Origin of the sequence: Saccharopolyspora sp. NPDC050642, from assembly GCF_040654735.1 — a bacterium.
GTDB lineage: Bacteria > Actinomycetota > Actinomycetes > Mycobacteriales > Pseudonocardiaceae > Saccharopolyspora > Saccharopolyspora elongata.
Window position 1 is genome coordinate 13,727 of sequence record NZ_JBFAIN010000025.1, and the last position, 18,213, is coordinate 31,939.

The 18,213-nt window shown below is 70.7% G+C and carries 16 protein-coding genes; 9 read left to right on the top strand and 7 right to left on the bottom strand.

Annotation, left to right across the window (positions count from 1 at the left end):
- The first annotated feature begins 60 nt into the window (after window positions 1-60).
- Complete coding sequence (locus tag AB0H93_RS29880; RefSeq protein ID WP_358576766.1) at window positions 61-648, top strand: hypothetical protein; 588 nt, start codon at window positions 61-63, stop codon at window positions 646-648.
- Window positions 649-700: 52 nt separating this feature from the next.
- Here the strand turns inward: AB0H93_RS29880 and AB0H93_RS29885 are convergent, their stop codons facing one another.
- From AB0H93_RS29885 to AB0H93_RS29895, 3 genes are all read right to left on the bottom strand, one after another.
- A complete protein-coding gene (locus AB0H93_RS29885) occupies window positions 701-1,978 on the bottom strand; it encodes an amidohydrolase family protein (protein ID WP_358576767.1) in 1,278 nt (425 codons plus the stop codon).
- A 103-nt stretch (window positions 1,979-2,081) separates the two neighbouring features.
- Entirely contained in the window at window positions 2,082-3,290 is a 1,209-nt protein-coding gene (locus tag AB0H93_RS29890) for an amidohydrolase (protein ID WP_358576930.1), read from the bottom strand.
- A 31-nt stretch (window positions 3,291-3,321) separates the two neighbouring features.
- Complete coding sequence (locus AB0H93_RS29895; protein WP_358576768.1) at window positions 3,322-4,860, bottom strand: AbgT family transporter; 1,539 nt, start codon at window positions 4,858-4,860, stop codon at window positions 3,322-3,324.
- A gap of 118 nt (window positions 4,861-4,978) precedes the next feature.
- Between AB0H93_RS29895 and AB0H93_RS29900 the strand changes: the two genes are divergently transcribed.
- A complete protein-coding gene (locus tag AB0H93_RS29900; protein WP_358576769.1) occupies window positions 4,979-6,001 on the top strand; it encodes an AsnC family transcriptional regulator in 1,023 nt (340 codons plus the stop codon).
- Between the two features lie 149 nt (window positions 6,002-6,150).
- Window positions 6,151-6,720, top strand: coding sequence for a WHG domain-containing protein (locus tag AB0H93_RS29905; RefSeq protein WP_358576771.1), 570 nt, complete (start codon window positions 6,151-6,153; stop codon window positions 6,718-6,720).
- Between the two features lie 46 nt (window positions 6,721-6,766).
- Here the strand turns inward: AB0H93_RS29905 and AB0H93_RS29910 are convergent, their stop codons facing one another.
- Entirely contained in the window at window positions 6,767-7,015 is a 249-nt protein-coding gene (locus AB0H93_RS29910) for a hypothetical protein (protein ID WP_358576772.1), read from the bottom strand.
- Between AB0H93_RS29910 and AB0H93_RS29915 the strand changes: the two genes are divergently transcribed.
- Window positions 6,944-7,744 (top strand): alpha/beta hydrolase, encoded by an 801-nt coding sequence (locus tag AB0H93_RS29915; protein WP_358576932.1) that lies wholly within the window; start codon window positions 6,944-6,946, stop codon window positions 7,742-7,744. The genes AB0H93_RS29910 and AB0H93_RS29915 overlap by 72 nt on opposite strands.
- Window positions 7,745-7,756: 12 nt before the next feature.
- Here AB0H93_RS29915 and AB0H93_RS29920 read toward each other — a convergent pair whose 3' ends face one another.
- Window positions 7,757-8,482 (bottom strand): hypothetical protein, encoded by a 726-nt coding sequence (locus AB0H93_RS29920; RefSeq protein ID WP_358576773.1) that lies wholly within the window; start codon window positions 8,480-8,482, stop codon window positions 7,757-7,759.
- A 441-nt stretch (window positions 8,483-8,923) separates the two neighbouring features.
- On the opposite strand from AB0H93_RS29920, the gene AB0H93_RS29925 reads away from it, so the two are divergent.
- Window positions 8,924-9,835: a glutaminase gene (locus AB0H93_RS29925; protein ID WP_358576775.1), complete on the top strand. Its 912-nt coding sequence runs from the start codon at window positions 8,924-8,926 to the stop codon at window positions 9,833-9,835.
- A 133-nt stretch (window positions 9,836-9,968) separates the two neighbouring features.
- Here AB0H93_RS29925 and AB0H93_RS29930 read toward each other — a convergent pair whose 3' ends face one another.
- Both AB0H93_RS29930 and AB0H93_RS29935 read right to left on the bottom strand, forming a co-directional pair.
- Window positions 9,969-11,165, bottom strand: coding sequence for a cytochrome P450 (locus AB0H93_RS29930; protein ID WP_358576777.1), 1,197 nt, complete (start codon window positions 11,163-11,165; stop codon window positions 9,969-9,971).
- A gap of 55 nt (window positions 11,166-11,220) precedes the next feature.
- Entirely contained in the window at window positions 11,221-12,897 is a 1,677-nt protein-coding gene (locus AB0H93_RS29935) for a prenyltransferase/squalene oxidase repeat-containing protein (RefSeq protein ID WP_358576779.1), read from the bottom strand.
- Between the two features lie 1,000 nt (window positions 12,898-13,897).
- Between AB0H93_RS29935 and AB0H93_RS29940 the strand changes: the two genes are divergently transcribed.
- From AB0H93_RS29940 to AB0H93_RS29955, 4 genes are read left to right on the top strand one after another with little or no spacing between them, the layout of a single operon-like run.
- On the top strand, window positions 13,898-14,929 hold the full coding sequence (locus tag AB0H93_RS29940) for an aminotransferase class I/II-fold pyridoxal phosphate-dependent enzyme (RefSeq protein WP_358576780.1): 1,032 nt from the start codon (window positions 13,898-13,900) through the stop codon (window positions 14,927-14,929).
- 1 nt (window position 14,930) lies between these two features.
- Window positions 14,931-15,938: a polyprenyl synthetase family protein gene (locus AB0H93_RS29945; protein WP_358576781.1), complete on the top strand. Its 1,008-nt coding sequence runs from the start codon at window positions 14,931-14,933 to the stop codon at window positions 15,936-15,938.
- A 2-nt stretch (window positions 15,939-15,940) separates the two neighbouring features.
- Window positions 15,941-16,924 (top strand): UbiA family prenyltransferase, encoded by a 984-nt coding sequence (locus tag AB0H93_RS29950; protein ID WP_358576783.1) that lies wholly within the window; start codon window positions 15,941-15,943, stop codon window positions 16,922-16,924.
- Window positions 16,921-18,213 (top strand): NAD(P)/FAD-dependent oxidoreductase, encoded by a 1,293-nt coding sequence (locus tag AB0H93_RS29955; protein WP_358576785.1) that lies wholly within the window; start codon window positions 16,921-16,923, stop codon window positions 18,211-18,213. Before AB0H93_RS29950 ends, AB0H93_RS29955 begins: the two co-directional genes overlap by 4 nt.

Here is an 18,213-nt window from a genome sequence, read left to right on the forward strand (position 1 = left end):
CGGGGCCTCCAAGCCGCCTGCTGTGCGAGGGGGCGGTGCGCGCACGGCAGAATCCGGGGCGTGACGGAGAAACGCCTTTTGGAGCAGCAGGAACTCGTCAACGGTGAGGCCCGCCGGGTGGCCGCCGAGCTCGACCTGATGGCCGTTCTCGGCGCGGTCGGTGAGCCGGTGCAGGTCGGCAGCTCGGCCCTGGGGGTCATGGTGCGGCGGGATCTCGACGTCACCGTGGTCTGCCGGGAGCTGGACCGGGACGTCCACCTGGCCGTCGCGCGCATCGGCGCGGAACTTGCGGTGCTGGAACGGGTCCGGGAGGTCCGGTTCCGCGACGACACCGGGATGTGGAACACCGACCCCCGCTACCCGGACGGCCTGTACCTGGGCGTTTCCTACCGGGCCATGGACGGCGCGGACTGGACGCTGGACATCTGGTTCGTCGATCGCCCCGACCGGCAACCGGACCTCGAACACCTGCGAACCCTCGCGCCCAGGCTCGACGACGACCACCGGGCCCTGGTGCTGGCCATCAAGGAAGAACTCGCGAAGAGACCGGCCGACGGCGTCGCCAGCTACGAGGTGTACCGGGCCGTGCTGGACCACGGCGTGACCACCGCGGAGGAATTCGACAACTGGCGAGAAGACCAACAGTGACACTGGGGCAGGGGGTGGGCGACCCGCCCACCCCCTGCCGCTTCGCCGAACGTCAAGCGGTTCGCGAGGCCGCGGCCGTGCCGGTCGTCGCGGCGGTGGTGAGGTCCTTGACGACCACACCGTCCTTGACGACGAGTTCGATGGCATCCGGGTCGGCGAGGGCGGCGATGTCGGTCAGCGGGTCGACCGACACGGCCACGAGGTCGGCGATCTTGCCGGCCTCCAGGGTGCCCAGTTCGCCGGCGAGCCCCAGCAGTCGCGCCGCGTTGGCGGTGCCGGCCACGATGGCGTCCGACGGGGACATGCCCAGGTCCACCAGGTGCGCCAGTTCGAGCAGGTTGCGCGCGTGCGGGCAGACGCCGGCGTCGGTGCCGAGCGCGACCTGGACCCCGGCCTGGATGGCCCTGGCGAGGTTCCCGCGGGCGATCTCCGACCACCGCACCTTCTTCTCGTACAGGTACGGCGGCACGAGCGCCGGATCCGGTACCCGCAGGGCCGCGCTGAGCGTCGGAACCAGGAAGGTGCCCTTGTCGAGCATCAGTTCAACGCCCTGGTCGTCGATCTCGTAACCGTGCTCGACGCTGTCGACGCCGCCGCGGATCGCCGCCAGGATGCCCGCGGTGCCCTGCGCGTGCGCGGCGATCTGGCGGGGTCGCGAATGGCGTTCGAGCTCGGCGCGGATCAGCGCGATCTGGTGCTCGGTGATCCCGAGGTCGTCCGGCTGGTCCGTCGGGCTCGACACCCCGCCGGTGGTGCAGACCTTGATGACGTCGGCGCCGGAGCGGATCAGGGTGCGCACCGTGGTGAGCACTTCCTCGTCGGTATCGGCCACGCAGAGGCTCGGAACGTTCACCAGCGGCATCACCTTGCCGTTGGGCAGGGTCAGGTCGGCGTGGCCGCCGGTCGGCGAGATCACCTGGACCGCGATCCGGGCCCGGGGGCCGATGATCAGCCCGTCGTCGAGGGCGCGCTGCATCCCGTGGTCGAGCCCGCCGAGATCGCGGATCGTGGTGATGCCCGCGTCCAGCGTCTGGCGCAGCCGCCGGGCGGTCTTGAGCGTCGCGTAGCTCCCGGCGTCGGACACCACGTTCCGCGCGTTCTCCTCGACCGCGATGGTGGCGTGCACGTGGGTGTCGAAGAAGCCGGGCAGCACGGTGCGGCCACCCCCGTCGACCGTCCGGACCGGCGTGACCCCGGCGTGCTCGCGCCGGGGACCGACGTAGGTCAACCGCCCGTCGGCCGCAACGATCTCGCCGTCCTCTACGGGGGAGCCGCCGGTGCCGTCGATGATCCGCACGTTGGTCAACCGGATCGTTCCGCCGTGACTCATGGTTCCTCGCTCTCGCTCGATTTCCTCGGCAGGCGCCGGAATCGCGGGGCGTCCCCGTCGATTCGCCGAACGCGCCTGCCGCGTGGCTGCCTGCGCCGTCCGGTCACTCCTGGGCGAACGCCTCCTTCGCCTGCCGCAGCAGGTCGGGCTCGGTCAGCAGCTGGATGGTGGTGGTGGCCAGCAGCGCCGCTCCGTCCAAGGCGACCTGGTCGCCTGCCGCGGCACCGGCCGCCTCGGCGGCTTCGTGGGTGTGCATGGTGACGCCGGGGATGAGCTCTAGGAGCGGGTGCGCCGACGGCACCACCTGGCTGACGTTGCCCATGTCGGTGGAGCCGCCGGCGCGGTTCGGCAGCTCCGCACCGGGCTCCCGGCCCATCGCGACGAGCGTGCCGGTGATGAGCTCGGCGAGCACGGCGTTGCTGCGCATGGCGGCGTAGGCAGGCGCGGACCGGCGGATCTCGACGTCCGTTCCGGTGGCCAGCGCGGCTCCGCGCGCGCAGTCGTGGACCGCCGGGACGAGCCGATCGGTGAGGTAGCGGGTGTCGGGGGAGCGGACGAAGGCCCTGATCGCCGCGCGCTCCGGGATGATGTTGGGCGCCTGCCCGCCGTCGGTGATGATCGCGTGGACGCGGGATTCCGGGCGGATCTGCTGGCGCAGCAGGCCGATGGCGTTGAGCGCGAGGGTGGCGGCGTCCAGGGCGTTGCGCCCCTCGTGCGGGGTGTCGGCGGCGTGCGCGGGGACACCGGTGAACACGAATTCCACGGCCTCGCGCGCCAACGAGGGCATGTGGACGCGGTTCGCGCCGGTCGGGTGGACCATCATGGCGGCGTCCACTTCGGACAGCACGCCCGCCTCGATCAGGTAGGCCTTGCCGCCGCCGCCTTCCTCGCCGGGGCTGCCGACCGCGAGGATCCGCGCGGCGGTGCCCGGGTGCTCGGCCAGCCAGCGCTTCACAGCGATCGCGGCGCCGAGCCCGGCCGCGGCGATCGTGTTGTGCCCGCAACCGTGCCCGAGGCCCTCCAGCGCGTCGTACTCCAGGAAGATCGCGACCGTCGGCAGGTGGCCGTCGTGGTCGCCGGCATTGGTGAACTCGGCGACGAACGCGGTGTCGAGATCGGCGACCCGCTCCCGGACGTCGAACCCGTGCGCGCTCAGCGAGTCGCGCAGCAGCTTCGCGGCGTGGTGCTCGGTGAAGCGGATCTCGGGCCGGTCGTGGATCCGGTGGCTGACGTCGAGGATCTCCGGTCGCAGCGCTTCGACCAGGCCGGTGATGGTGTCCAGCAGGGCGGTGCCGGAATCGTGGGTGGACAGGACTTCCTCCTAGATGGGTGGGGGTGGGTGGTCAGCGTCCGATGTGGAACGTCTCGCCCGGCCCGATCGGGATGCCGAGCGCGGTCCACACGACGAAGAACAGCAGCCAGCTGGCGTAGAACGCGGCGGTGTAGGGCAGCATGAGCGAGAACAGCGTGCCCAAGCGCGCTTTCTTGTCGTAGCGCTGGATGAAGCCGAGCAGGATGGCGATGTACGGGCTCAGCGGCACCATCATGTTGGTCGAGGAGTCCGCGATGCGGTAGGCGGCCTGGACGTAGGCCGGGTTGACGCCCTGGAGCATGAACATCGGCACGAACGTCGGCGCCTCCAGCGACCACAGCGCCGATCCGCTGGCGATGACCAGGCTCAACGCGGCGGTGAGCAGGCTGAATCCGACCAGCCCCAGGATGCCGCCGATGCCGAGGGACTTCAGCAGCGCGGCACCGTGGACCGCCAGCAGCAGGCCGAGGTTCGACCAGGTGAACCAGGCGATCGCCTGGGCCGCGACGAAGATCAGCACGAGGAAGCCGGAGAGTTCCTTGATCGACTTGCTCATCAGCGCGGGGATGTCGGAGGTGCTGGTGATCGTGCGGGCGGTGACGCCGTAGGCGATGGCGGTGCTGACGAAGAACATCAGCAGGATCGGCACGATCCCCTCCAGCAGCGGCGACTTGAGCAGGCCGCCGGTTTCCGGGTTGCGGAGCGGGGAACCGGGCGCGGCGGTGACGATCGCGACCGCGAGCACGTACAGCACGGCGGTGATGCCGGCGTTGCGCAGGGCCTTGCCGTTCAGGGCGGGCTCCGCGGCCGGGCTTTCGGCGTCGTCGTCCGGACCGGGGGTGTAGGTGCCCAGCCGGGGCTCGATGATCTTCTCCGTGACGATCGTGCCGACGACCGCGAGCATGACCGCCGATGCGGGCATGAAGAAGTAGTTCGCCAGCGGTGACACGGTGGTTCCGGGCGCGACGATCCCGGCGGCCGCGGTGGTGATGCCGGACAGCAGCACGTCCGTGCTGGTGATCACGAAGTTCGCCGTGAACGCCGCGCCGGTGGCGGCGAAGCCGGCGGCGAGCCCGGCCAGCGGATGCCGGCCCATCTTGAGGAAGACCATCGCCGCGAGCGGCGGAACGATGAGCGCCGAGGCGTCCGAGGCCAGGTGGCTGATGATGCCCACCAGCATCACCGTGAGCGTCACGTACCGGGGCTTCACCCCGGCGAGCGCCCGGCGCAGGACGGCCTCGATGAGCCCGACCTGCTGGGCGAGGCCGATGCCGAGCATGAGCACCACGACCAGCGGCAGCGGCGGGAACTCCACGAAGTTCTTCAGCGCGCTGGTCACCACGTACGTCAGCCCCTCGCCGGAGAGGATGCTGTGGATCATGACCTGCTTGCCGGTCCCCGGGTGCACCACCGACGCCCCGAACCAGCCGGCCACGGCCGACACCGCGGCGATCAAGATCGACAGGTACACGAACAGCATGAACGGGTGCGGCAACGCGTTGCCGACCCGCTCCACGACGTTCAACGTCGCCGCCAGAGCCCTGCTGCCGGCTCCTGGCTTCGTTCTCACCTTGGTCCTCGCCACTGAGTCCCCTAGTACGTCCGGGTGGTCTTTGGTGCGCACATCCTGGGGAGTGTTTTCGACTGACCGGGCTACGCTGCGGGAAAGTGGTTCTCAGGAAGATCGAATGCGCGAACTTGCCAATCTCGACGAACTGGATCTGGATCTGATCAGCGCCCTGCAGATCGCTCCGCGCGCCCCGTGGGCGCTGGTCGGCGAGGTGCTGCAGGTCGACGCGGCGACCGCGGCCCGGCGGTGGGAGCGCCTGAGCGAGGCCGGGGCGGTCTGGCTGACCTGCTATCCCGGCCCGCACTACCCGGAGCCGGTCTGCATGGCCTTCATCGAGGTCGACTGCGCCCAGGGGCAGGTGCTGGCGGTGGCAGAGCAGGCCTCGCGGCTACCGGCCGTGGTCACCGCGGAGCACGTCACCGGCGGACGCGACCTGTACTTCACGGTGATGGTCGGGGATCTCGGCGAGCTGACCGAGTTCCTGCTCGGCGACCTGCAGCGGATCCCGGGCGCGCAGACCACCCGGGTGCAGGTCGTCACGGAGCTGTACGCCCAGGGCGGTGACTGGAACCTCGGCGGGCTCGATGCCGCTCAGCAGGAGCGGATCAGGCGCTCGCGGCCCGGCGGCAAGGGCTTCTCGATCCAGGCGCTCCGGCCGGTCGACCGAAACCTGCTGAGGTTGCTGGCGAATGCGCCGCGCGCGTCGTACACGGATCTCGCCAAGGGGGCGGGGATCAGCGTCAGCACGGCGCGCCGCCGCGTCGACGCGTTGCTGGCGTCCGGGATGGTCGGCATGCGCTGCGAGGTGTCCCGGGTGCTCGCCGAGGTTCCGATGTCGGCCACCGTCTGGGCGAACGTGCCGCCCGCCGACCTGCCCGGCGTGGCCGCGCTGATCGCATCGCTGCCCGAAACGAGGGTGTGCGCCGGGATCACCGGCGGGATGGCGAACCTCCTGTTCAGCGTGTGGCTGCGCAGGCCGAAGGAGCTCCAGCTCATCGAACGCCGGCTCGGCGACCTGTTCCCGCAGGTGAGCATCGTGGACCGGGCCCTCTGCCTGCGCCACGTGAAGCGCGCGGGGCGCCTGCTGCACGACGGCGACCTCGCTGGCGACATGGTCCCGCTGGCCATGTGGAACGACTGACCACGCCCGCCATCACCCCGGGTGCGCCTTGCCCTCCGCCGGTGGCCGCCCGTCCGCGCCGCCCCGCAGATCCGTCCGGGTGCTGGCCTAGTTGCACCCTCTTTTTTCCTATGTATATTAGGTTCAATCCTAGGGAGGTTAGGAACCTGATGCCGCGTGAGAGGATCACTCCGGATGCCCTGGTGTCCGCCGCCGCCGATCTCGCCGACGAGATCGGCTTCGAGAATCTGACGCTGGCGGCGCTCGCGAAGCGCTTCGGCGTCCGCGACGCCAGCCTCTACACCCACATCCGGGGCCTGGCCGACCTGCAGGAGCGCGTGGCGCTGCTCGCGCTCACCGAATGGGCCGACGCGCTGGGCGCGGCCGTGGCGGGACGCTCCCGTTACGACGCCCTGATCGCCTTCGCCGACGCCTACCGGGCCATGGCGACCGGGCATCCCGGCCGCTACGCGGCCACCCGGTACCCGGTGTCGTCCGAGAGTCTCGCCGCATCGGCGGGCGTGGCTCGCATCGTCGAGGTCTGCTACGCGCTGCTGCGCGGCTACGACCTCGCCGAACCCGACGCCACCGACGCGGTCCGGTTGCTGCGCAGCACCTTGCACGGCTTCAGCGACCTGGAGGCCACCGGCGGCTTCACCGCCGACCGCAGTCCCGACGTCTCATGGCGGCGGGCGGTCGACACGCTCCACCACACCCTGACCAACTGGTCGAAGATCTAGAAACCTTTCCAGCCTCGATTCGCGTGGCGGTGCGGATAGCGGAACCTCAGAGGCTCCCTTGCGCCTGCGGCGCATGCGACACCCCATCGACGTGCAGCTTTGCGACCCGCGACTGCGGGCCGACCAAGATGAAAACGCTCATTAGGAGAAACCCATCCGCACCGGAACGCTCACCCTCGACGGCACTCCCATCGACTACCGCGAATGCGGCGACGGCCCCCCGCTGCTGCTCCTGCCCGGCGGCGCCGGCCACGCCGGCGTCCTCGACGGGATCGCCGCGCACCTGGCCGACCACTACCGCGTCGTCGCCATGTCCAGCCGCGTGGCCTCGGCGCGGCCGGGCACCGAGCACGGCGACCAGCACCCGAAGGTCTACGCCGAGGACGCCCTCGGCCTGATCGAGGCGCTCTTCGACGAGCCGCCGACCGTGTTCGCCTTCAGCGCCAGCGCCATCACCACCCTCGAACTGCTGACCCGCCACCCCGACCGCCTCCGCCTCGCGGTCGTCCACGAGCCCCCGGTGCTCGGCCTGCTGCCGGACGCCGCACGCTACCGGGACGCGCTCGAAGCGGTCCGGACGGCCGCGCGCACCCAGGGGATGGACGAAGCGGGTCGGCTCATGACCGAGATCATGACGGCCCCGGAACCCGGCACGGACTCCCCGGACCTGCGCCACCCCGGCGACTGGCTCGACGGCTACGCCGAGACCCTCCCCGAACCGCCCACCCCGGAACTGCTGGAGCTGTTCTCCCGGCTCGGCGAGCTCCAACCGCTGTTCCTGGAGCACATCCTGATCCCGTTCACCACCGCTGAGGTCGACCTGGCCGCGCTCGGCGCGGTGGGCCCGCGACTGGTCCCCGTCGCCGGCATCGACTCCCGGGGCCAGCTTCCCTACCGGGCCGCCGCGGCCCTCGCCACCGGGCTCGGACTCCCGCTGAACGAGTTCCCCGGCGGCCATCTCGGGCCCGTCGAACGCCCCGCGCAGTTCGCCGGCGCGCTCAGGGCGCTCCTCGAGGGACGCTGACGCGAGGGCGGTCTAGCTGCCGGGTGCGGCGGCGATCTGCTGGGTCGGGCTGTCCGGGGCGGTCAGGCTCGCGCTGACCGTTCGCTGCAGGTTCCGGTGCGCGTTGTTGAGCTCGTGGCGCAGGCCCAGGATCTGCTTGGTCAGCGCGTCGCCTTCGGCCAGCGTGCTCGTTTCGACCGCCCGCAGCAGCACTCCGAGGTGGCCGTGGAGGCGTTGGTGCACGTCGGAGAACGTGACGAACTGCTGCTGCACTTCCAGCGGCGGGGACGTTCGCGCCACCGCCTTGATCATCGTTTCCTGCCAGCGCCGGGTGGTTTGGCGGTAGTAGCGTTCCGCGGCGACGCGGTGGTGCGGGGCCACCTGGGTGTCCAGGGCGCTGCGGATCAGTTCCTGGCCCGTGTCGACCAGCTCCCGGGCGACCGTGGTCACCGCGTAGGCCCACTCCCACTGTTCCGTCTGGGTGGCGGTCCGGCGCTCCTGCCGCGCCTCCTCGAGCTCCCGGTCGGCCAGTTTCACCTGCTCCCAAGCTCGTTCGGCCTGCGCGCGTGCGGCTTGCGCGGAGCCCGCCGCCTTGTCGGCGTTGCTTTCCACGGCCGCCGCCAGGCGGCGCATCACCTCCGCTCGTTCCAGTGCTTCGCGGGCCGCGCGACGGGCCAGCCAGAGCTGCCAGGCCGCGAGCCCGACGGCCACGATCGCCAGGCCGGCGGAGATCCACGTGGCGAGCTCAGCAATCAGCATGAGGCCAGACCCTGGCACACCCGCGCCGCTCGGTGGTCCAGGTGCGCTAAATCTCACGGCCCTTCGTGCAATGTGCGGCTTGACTTGCCCGGCGCTCTGTGTCCGCCGGTGGATCTTGTCGCCGGGCCAGCCACCGATGGCCGTGGAGCCGGCACTGCCGACCTGGCGCCGTTGCGGGAACCCCACGCCGCGCGGACGGCGGTGATCCCGCAGTTTCAATTGAAACTGCGGGATCACCGGGCGGTCGTCGGAGTGCGGTCCTCGTTGATCGAGACCTTTGTGGACTGTCCCAGACGGCGCGACCGGTCTCGTCGGGTTCGGATGATCGATGCAGTCGGCGCAGCGGCACCGATCAGCTTGTGGCACGGGAGAATCCCGAGGCTGCGGTGAACGGCCACCGTGGGTAGGGGACTGGTCGCGGTGATGACATGATGGTCCTTCGTGGAATTGAGTCAGCTGCTCGAACGGATCGCGGACGAGGTCGCCCCGCTGCGCGGGGCCGGAACGGTCGCGGATTACATCCCGGCGCTCGCGCGAGTCGACCCCGGCCACTTCGGCATCGCGCTCGCCGATCTCGACGGCGGCGTCCACGGGGTCGGCGACTGGGAGACGCCGTTCTCGATGCAGAGCATCTCGAAGGTCTTCACCCTCGCCCTCGTCCTGGCCCGCAGCGATGAGGCGCTCTGGCAGCGCGTCGGCCGGGAGCCGTCGGGCAGCGCCTTCAACTCGCTGGTCCAGTTGGAGCACGAACGCGGGATTCCCAGGAACCCGTTCATCAACGCGGGCGCGCTGACGGTGACCGATGAGCTGATCTCCCTGGTCGGCGACGCCACCGGGGAGCTGCTCGCGTTCCTGCGCGCTGAATGCGGCAACCCCGCTCTGCGGGTCGACGAGGAGGTCGCTGCCTCCGAAGCGGCGCACGCGGACCGCAACCTGGCGCTGACCCATTTCATGGCGTCCTACGGCAACATGCGCAACCCGGTGGCGACCGTGCTCGACCATTACGTCCGGCAGTGCTCGATCGAGATGAGCTGCCGCGACCTGGCCCTGGCGGGGCTGTTCCTCGCCGCGCACGGTGTCCGCCGCGACGGTTCGCAGCTGGTCACCCGCAGGCAGGCCAAGCGGATCAACGCGATCATGCTCACCTGCGGGACCTACGACGCCGCCGGGGATTTCGCCTACCGGGTCGGCGTCCCGGGCAAGAGCGGGGTCGGTGGCGGGATCCTCTCGATCGTGCCGGGCCGGTGCGCGGTCGCGGTGTGGAGCCCGGGGCTGGACAAGCGCGGCAACTCCGTGGCCGGTGTGGCCGCGCTCGATCACTTCACCACGCTGACCGGATGGTCGGTCTTCTGACCGGATGATCCGCCGGGCGGGTGCTGACCGACGCGCGGGATCTCTGCGCACGTTCCGAAGCGCGCGTGACACTGGGGCGTGTCCGCCGGGTCATGTGCGTGGCGGAAAACGTCGTGCCACCACGTCACGCGCCTCAGCCCCCGAGTACCACCGGCAACGTACGCGGGGCGTGCACGTGGACGCTGCGGCGGTAGGTCAGCTCGGCCGGGTCGGCCACGATGCGCAGTCGCGGGAAGCGGTTGAACAGGGCGGCCAGCCCGACCTCGCCCTCCAGCCGGACCAGGGCGGCACCCAGGCATCGGTGGATGCCGTAGCCGAAGGCGAGGTGGCCGGTGGTGTTGCGGTCCGGGTCCAGCACGTCCGGATCCCCGAACCGCGCCGGGTCGCGGTTGGCCGCACCCGTGGACAGGGTGACCGACGCACCCCTGGGGATCGTGACCCCGCCGATCTCCAGGTCTTCGGTGGCGAACCGCAACGAGGCGTTGAGGGCCGGCGAGAGCCAGCGCAGCAACTCCTCGATCAGCGACGGCGCCGACTCGGGCCTGGCGAGTCGCTCGCGCGCGGAGTCGTCGGCCACCAGGGCGCGGACGCTGTTGGTGATGAACACCGCGGTGGTCTCGTGGCCCGCCATCAGCAGCAGCATGGCCATCGCCACGATCTCCGGGTCGGAGAGCCGGTCACCCTCGTCGGACGCCGAGATCAGCGCGGAGAGCAGCGCATCGTCGGGCGCGGCGCGCTTGGCCGCGACCAGCCCCTCCAGGTAGGTGGCCATCTGGGCGGAGGCGCGCTCCAGCTCGGGCTCGGGGCATTCGTCGATGAGGACGGTGGACAGGCGTGCGAACTCGTCACGGTCGATCTCGGGGACGCCGAGCAGTTCGCTGATCACCACCATCGGCAGCACGATCGCGTACTGCGCCACAAGATCGACCGGTTCGTCCTCGGGCAGGCCCGCCAGCAGTTCCCCGGCGACGGCCTCGACGCGCGGGCGCAGCCTGGCGATCCGGCGAGCGGTGAACGCCTGGGTGACCAGGCTTCGCAGCCGGGTGTGTTCCGGCGGGTCGAGCGAGGTCAGCATGTGCGACATCGGGGCGGGCAGCCCAGGCGGTGCGGACGCGCGTTCCTCGGCGGGCAGGCTGGACCGCCAGTCCTTCGCCAGCCGCTCGTCGGCGAGCCCCGCCCGCACGTCGTCGTAGCGGGTGACCAGCCAGGTCCGTCCACCCTCGAAGTCGACCTCGCGGACGGGACAGGTCTCGCGCGTCCCGGCGAGCGCCGCGTGCGGGTCTCGCCAGTAGTGCTCGGTGAAGGAATCCTCTTGCGTCGCACCTGTCATGAGGTTCTCCGTTCCTTGGAATGTGCCGTGCGGCGATGCCGGAATACCCGCGGGATCAGCGCACCGCATCCCGGTAGCGGCCGAGCGCGCGAAGGGCCATGCCCTGCGTGAACGCGGGGTTGCTGTACCGGCTCACGTAGCGCACGTACTCGTGGACGCTCTCCGCAGGCCACCCACCGCCGGGCTTCCGCCTCGCCAGCAACCAGTCCACCCCAGGACGCACGTGAGCCGGATCGGCGCCCGAGGCCAGCAGACCCGAGATCGCCCAGCCGGTCTCCTCGACGGTGGCGGACGCACCAGCCCCGTCGCCCCACGAACCGTCGGACAGCCGGGCACGTTCCAGCCATGCCCTCGCGCGGCGGGCCGTTCCGTCGTCCGCCAAGCCGGCTTTGGAGAAGGTTTCGAGCACCGCGGCGGTAGCCATCGTGTGGTGCCGGTACCACACCGACTCGAAGGCGCCGTCCGGCAACTGGGCCTTGGCGAGCCAGCGCAGCGCGCGGCGAACCCGGCGGTCGTCCGCCGGGACGCCCGCGTCGAGCAGCGCGTCGACGGCCTGCACGGTGGTCATCGGGCACGGCCCGCTGTTGGCGACCTTGGTGTTGCGCACGCAGAGTCCCCAGGAGCCGCGGGTGTCCTGCAACCGGGTCAGCCAGTCGACACCGCGCTCGATCGCCCTGGCCTGCCCTCCGCCGGGCAGCCGGCACAGCACGGAAAGGATCTCGCTCGTCTCCAAGGTCGAGGGCCAGCCCTCGGTGCCCGCCCAGCCCCAGTAGCCCGGCGGGCACCCGAACGCGAGGAACGGGCGATGCTGCTGGAGGCGCACGAACAGCTCGGCCGACGCGGCCAGCCTCGGGTCGTCGGCGTAACCGGCCTCGGCAAGACCGCGCGCGGCGTACATCGTCCACGCCGCGTCGAGCGGCCCGGTCTGCCACCAGCCGTCGGGGTCCATCGTCCGGCGAAACCACTTGACCGCGGCTTCGACCATGTCCGGCGCCAGGTCCGCGCGGGCCAGACCGGTGCAGACCAGACCGGTGACCCAGGCGTTCTCGCACCAGGCCCCGGTCGAGCCCTCGTGCTCGTAGACCTGCCGGATCGCCGTCAGCGCGTTCGGCTTCCCCAGCCGGGCCAGCACCCGCTGGAAGCGGGTGAGGGGCTTGTGCCGGGCCTGGGCGAGGCCGAGCGCGAACGCCATCGGCACGCGCAGGTCGAACAGCCTGCGGTACAGGCCCGGCGACAGCGCCACCTCCAGCGGGAAGCGGCGCATTTCCTCGGGAGCCAGCCAGCCGACGAAGCCGTAGTACTGCCGGCACCAGGAGACGACCTCGGGGTGCGGGATCGCGTCCAGGCCGCCGAAATCCGTCATCCAGCGCTGCCCGGCCGCCACCGACTCGGCGCTGCCCACCGGGTCGACCAGGTGGAGCACGGCCGAGCCGACGGCCGTCGGCCCGGCCTCGCTGGACAGGCCGGGAACCATCGCCCAGCCGCCATCGGCGTTCTGCGTTCGCCTGAGCCACCCGGCACCCGCCGCGATCAAGTCCGCACTGCCGTCCGGATCGGCGTAATGCAGCGCGGACAGCGCACCGACCGTCCCCAGCGTCGAGGTCAGGTTGTCCTCGCTGTAGTCGAACACGCCGTCGGCACGCTGAGCGAGGAACAGTGCCTCCGCGCCCTCACGGATCGCCTCGTCGAGCGCGTCCGTGAACGGATCGGGGTCGGCCTGCACCGTCGTCATGCGGATTCCTCCAGCCCAGTCGTGGTATTCGGCAACTCGTGGCGGGGCACGACGGCCCGGGAAGGACCTCTTCGAACCGGCGGGTACCCGCACCTGTGCGCGTGCCCGCCACAACCGCCGACCAGGTGACAACCTGTTGATCGGGCAGGTCGTCGGCGTCGTGGTCGCGGACACCGGTCGCGGATCCCGGGCTAAATGCGTTGTCCGCTAACCGATTTCACGCGTGCTTCACCGTACTCGATCACTCCTGGCTCGACCAGGTCTTCGCGCTGTGCGTCCGCGATGAGCCAGATCGAGACCGGAGAGTCCGGGTGCCGGAGCACGCGGAACCCGCTTTTCAGTAGTATACCGGCGATTCCGCGCATGTCGGTACAACGCCGGTCTGCCGCCCACCCGCGATGCACCGTAGTCAGGGCATCGTCAAGTTGATGGACTTCCAGGGGCTTTCGGGCAACACCCTTTGCCCGTTCGCGCCATTCTCGGCGCGGACCCGTTGACATGATGGCGTCCGGTCTGGAGTAATCAAGATCAATATCACAGGTTCTCGACGAAGGGACGGATGCGCCCTGTCCCGCACCGGAACAGGGAGCCGGCCGCCTGTTCCCCGCATCGCCCTGACTGGAAGAGGTGTCCGGGACGAGCGGGGCTTCCTGGTGAAGGATTCCCTTGCCGAAGGAGTGAACTTGGAGATCGCAGGCCACGGGTCACCTGCCCGGGACGCACGCCTACCGAACGATCCACCTCCGGACGCGGTGCCGCTCGACGGCACGCGCCACGAGCCCGCGCAGCGGTTCAGGCAGGAGCCCGCAGACTAATCGCGCACCCGTTCCGCGGCCGGCCGATCCTCTGATCCGCCCGGCCCGAATCCCGGTCTTCCTCGTTTCGGTCAAGCCTGTTCGCCTTTCGCGGCTCCATCGGCCGCGACCGGATTCCGCTTGCGCGGTGAGAACGTGTGCACGTCATGAACGGAGATCAGCCTGTGACTACCATCCGGCACCAATTGTCCCTGAACGAGAATTTCGCGGCACCGCTGCCCGGAGTGCGCGAGGCCATTGTGGACGGATCGGGTCGGGTCAACCTGACGCTCGACGCGATGTCCACCGGGTTGACGCGGGCGATCGCCGGACATTTCGGGCTGGATTCCGCGCAGGTGTTCGTCGGTCCCGGCTCGGGGGCGCTCCTGCAGCAGTTCCTCACCGCCTTCGCGGGCGGCGGCGAGGTCGTGCACGCGTGGCCGTCGTTCGAGATGTATCCGCTGCTGGTGCAGAATGCGGGCGCCACGGCGGTGCCGGTGGCGCTCCGGGAGGACGCTCACGACCTGGCGGCGATGGCCGACGCCGTCACCGAGCGGACCAAGGTCGTGCTGCTGTGCAATCCGAACAACCCGACCGGAACCGTGTTCGGCGAGGCCGAGATGCGGACGTTCCTGGACCGCCTGCCCGCCGGCGTCCTCGTGCTGATCGACGAGGCGTACGTCGACTTCGCCGATCGATCCGCGATCGCCAACGGCATCCGGCTCGCCGCCGAAGATCCGCGCGTTTGCGTGGTGCGCACCTTCTCCAAGTCCCACGGGCTGCTCGGGCTCCGGGTCGGCTACCTGATCGCCGACGAGGCAGTGGTCACCGGGCTCCGGCCCGGCTCGTACTTCTTCCGGGTCAGCACCGTGGCACAGGATGCCGCGATCGTCGCGCTGCGCGCCGAGGAGGTGATGCGGAGGCAGTGCGCCGAAGTCGCCGCCGAACGCGACCGGGTGCACGCGCGGTTGCTCGCGCTCGGCCTGGAGGTGCCCCACAGCCATGGCAACTTCCACTGGCTGACGCTCGGCGAGGCGAACGAGTCGTTCGTGCGCTTCTGCGCGGCCGGCGGCATCGAGGTGCGGACGCTCGCCGGCGGCGCCGGGGTCCGGGTGACGGTCGGCACTCCCGAGGCCAACGACGCATTGCTCGAACTCACCCGGCGTTTCCTGCACGGCGACGAACCGCCGGGCGGCGACTCCCAGGCCCGGCAGCCGGTTTCCGTCGATCGCGCCTGACATGACCAACACCGAAACCTGCGCGGTGCCCACCGGATTCGGCTCCCCGGAACTGATCGGGCTGCTCAACCGCGAGATGCGGAAAAGGTGGTCGGCGGTCGCCGAGCGGACCGACCAGATGGCCGGCTACGCACTCCTGGCCCCTGGCAAGATGCTGCGACCGATGCTGCTGCTCACCTCGGCGGATGCCACCGGCGGCGACAGCGCACAGCTGCTATCGGCCGCCCTGGCCGTGGAATACCTGCACGTGGCCACGCTGGTGCACGACGACATCATCGACGATGACGACCTGCGCCGGGGCCGGCCCACCGTGCACGCCCACTACGGCATGCCCGACGCGCTGGTCACGGGCGATTTCCTGATCCTGAACATGACCAGCGCACTCCTCGAATGCACGGCCGTGCAACCGGCCGCCGTGCTCGAGGCGGCCCGGGTCCTGTCCACCGCGGGATCCGATGTGTGCCGGGGGCAGGTCCGGGAAGCCGGCATGGCCGGCGATCTGAACTGCCCCGTCGGCGACTACCAGGAAATGGTGGCGCTCAAGACCGGCGCGCTGTTCCGGGGCGCCTGCCGGGCCGGGGCGATCCTCGGCGGCGCCACCGCCGAACACGCCGACGCCGTCACCCGGTACGCCGAGCATCTCGGCGTGGGCTTCCAGATCTTCGACGATCTGCTGCCCTATCTGGCCGATTCCCCGACGACGGGCAAGCCGGCCACCAGCGACGTGGCCAATCTGCGCCCCACCTTCCCGGTGCTCGTCGGCTACCAGGCCGCCGGGGACGGCGACCGGCGCCGGTTCGCCGAGGCGTTGTCGGGCCGGCTGCCGGTCGCGGATTCGCACCGGCTCATGCGGGAGCTCCTGATCACGACCGGAGCGCTGGACCTCAGCCGGGCGCGCGCCGCCGAGGAGATCGCCTGGGCCCGCGAGAGCATCGCGGACCTGCCGGGGACAGCGGCGGTCGAGCAGATGCTGGCCATCGCCGATCTGTCCATCGACCGGAACCGGTAGCCATGCGCGCCCGATGGGAGCGAGCGCGCCGAAGCCTGTGGGCGCACGTGCAGACCTGCCGGCCGTACACGCTTTGCTATCCGGTGCTCGTGGGCGTCGCGGGGGCCGGTGTCGGCGGCGCGGCCGGGCTCGCCGAGTTCGTCATCGCCGGCTGCGGGCCCGCATTCGGCTGGCTGTCCGGGCACTACCTCGGTGACTACTTCGACCGGGAGCTGGACCGGGTCGCGAAACCGCAGCGCCCCATCCCGTCCGGAAGGCTGCCGGCCGGGACCGCGCTCACCTGCGGCATCGGGTTCGCGGTCGGTGCGGCGGCGCTGCTGACCTGGGCGAACTGGCGGACGCTGCTGCTGGTGGTCGTGGCACTGGGCGGAATCGTGGCCTACAGCAGGTTCTGCAAGGCCCGTGGTCTCTCCGGGAACCTGGTGCGCGGCCTGATCACCGCGCTGGCCTTCCTGATCGGCGCCATGGTCGTGGATCCCCTGCCCGGTTGGCCGGCAGTCGTGTTCTCCGTGGTCTTCCTGCTGCACGACACGGCGTCCAATCTGGTCGGCACGCTCCGCGACGTGGACGGCGATCGCGCCGCCGGTTACCGGTCGGTGCCCGTGCGATACGGGATGCGCTACGCCACCCGGCTGACCACGGTTCTGTACGTCTCGGCGATCGTCACCGCCGCATTCGGCCTGTTGCTGCCGCACCGGCCCGGCTACCCGGTGCTGCTCGCCGCAGCGGCCTGCGTCGGCCTGGTCGCGGTGCTGCCGCTGCTGTGGCTGGCGCCGACGCTGAGCCAGGCCCGTGCGTTGCGGGCACATGAGCTCCTGGTCGCCGAACGCCTCGTTCTCGCCGGCGCGGTCCTCGCTCGCACCGTCCCCGCGGTCACGGTCGGCTCGCTGCTCGTCCTGGTGCTGGTCTTCAGCCTGTGGACCCAGGCCGTGATGCGGTCGAAACACGAAATCGCCGCCGACGACAAGGAGACCCAGCCGACATGAGCTCTCCCGCTTTCGAGGAAGTCGGCACCGAGCGTGCAGACGTCGTGGTCTGCGGGGCGGGTGTGGGCGGCTTGGCCGCCGCACATGCGCTCGGTGCGCTGGGGCTGCGGGTCGTGGTCGTCGAGAAGCAACCGAGGGTGCCCCGGATACCGAAGGGCGAGGTGCTGCAGCCCGGGGCGTTGAAGATCCTGGATGCGTGGGGGGTCACCGAACGCCTGGAACGTCAAGGCTCGGTACGGCTTTCCGCGCTGGTCGCCTGCGAAGGCCGGGGCGACGCCCGGATGTCGCTGGACTACACGCAGTTGCCGGACGCGACCAACTGGCTGCTGTCGGCCGACCACGAGTCGATCCTGGGCGCGCTCGCCGAAAGCCTGCCGGAGACCGTCGGGCTTCGCCGCGGTGTGGCGGTCCGCGAGGCGGTTCGCGACGACACCGGACGAATCACCGGAGTGACCGTGCGGGAAGGCGGACGTGCGCACGAAATCCGCGCACCGCTGGTGATCGCGGCCGACGGCGTGTCATCGCGGCTCCGGCGTGCGGCGGGCATCGACGCGAACCGGAAGGACTACCCGCACCGGCTGGTCGCCCTCGACATCCCCGACGTGCCCGGCGCGGCGGCGGAGGTGACCGCCTATGTCACCGACCGCGGTCTGCGAATGCGCTATCCGCTGCCCGGGGACCGGGTCCGGCTCTACGTCCAGGTGGAACCGAACGAGCTCCGGGGCATGGAGCACGACGCGATACGGCGCTGGGGTGACGCGCTGATCGCGGAACTGCCCGATCTGGCGGCGTTCGAGGACCAGTTGCGGGGCAGTCTGCAGAACCGGCAAACGCTTCCGGTGGCCCGGTTCGTCGCCGATGGCCTGTCCGCGCCCGGCATGGCTCTGGTCGGCGAAGCGGCGCATTCGGTGCATCCGATGGCGGCGCAAGGCATGAACAGCGCCATCTACGACGCCCACGCCCTGAGCACCTGCATCGCCGACCGGTCCCTCGAAGAGTCCGATGTGGACATCGCGTTGCTCGAGTACCAGCGCCGACGCCTGCCCGAACTGCGCCAGATCGGCAAGATCAGCCACAACGCCGCGCGCATGCTGACCGACCTGTCGTGGGTGGGCCGCACGATCGGCCGGCGGGCTCTGCGGAACACCGGCGCCAACCAGCGGCTCAGCTTCACCGTCATGCACAACCTGGCCGGTCTCGGCCTGCACCGGCTTTCGCCGTTCGACCGGCTCTGCCAGCTCGGGTTGCTGCCGGATCCGCTGGCCCGGCGCCGGCCCGGATGGGCATGA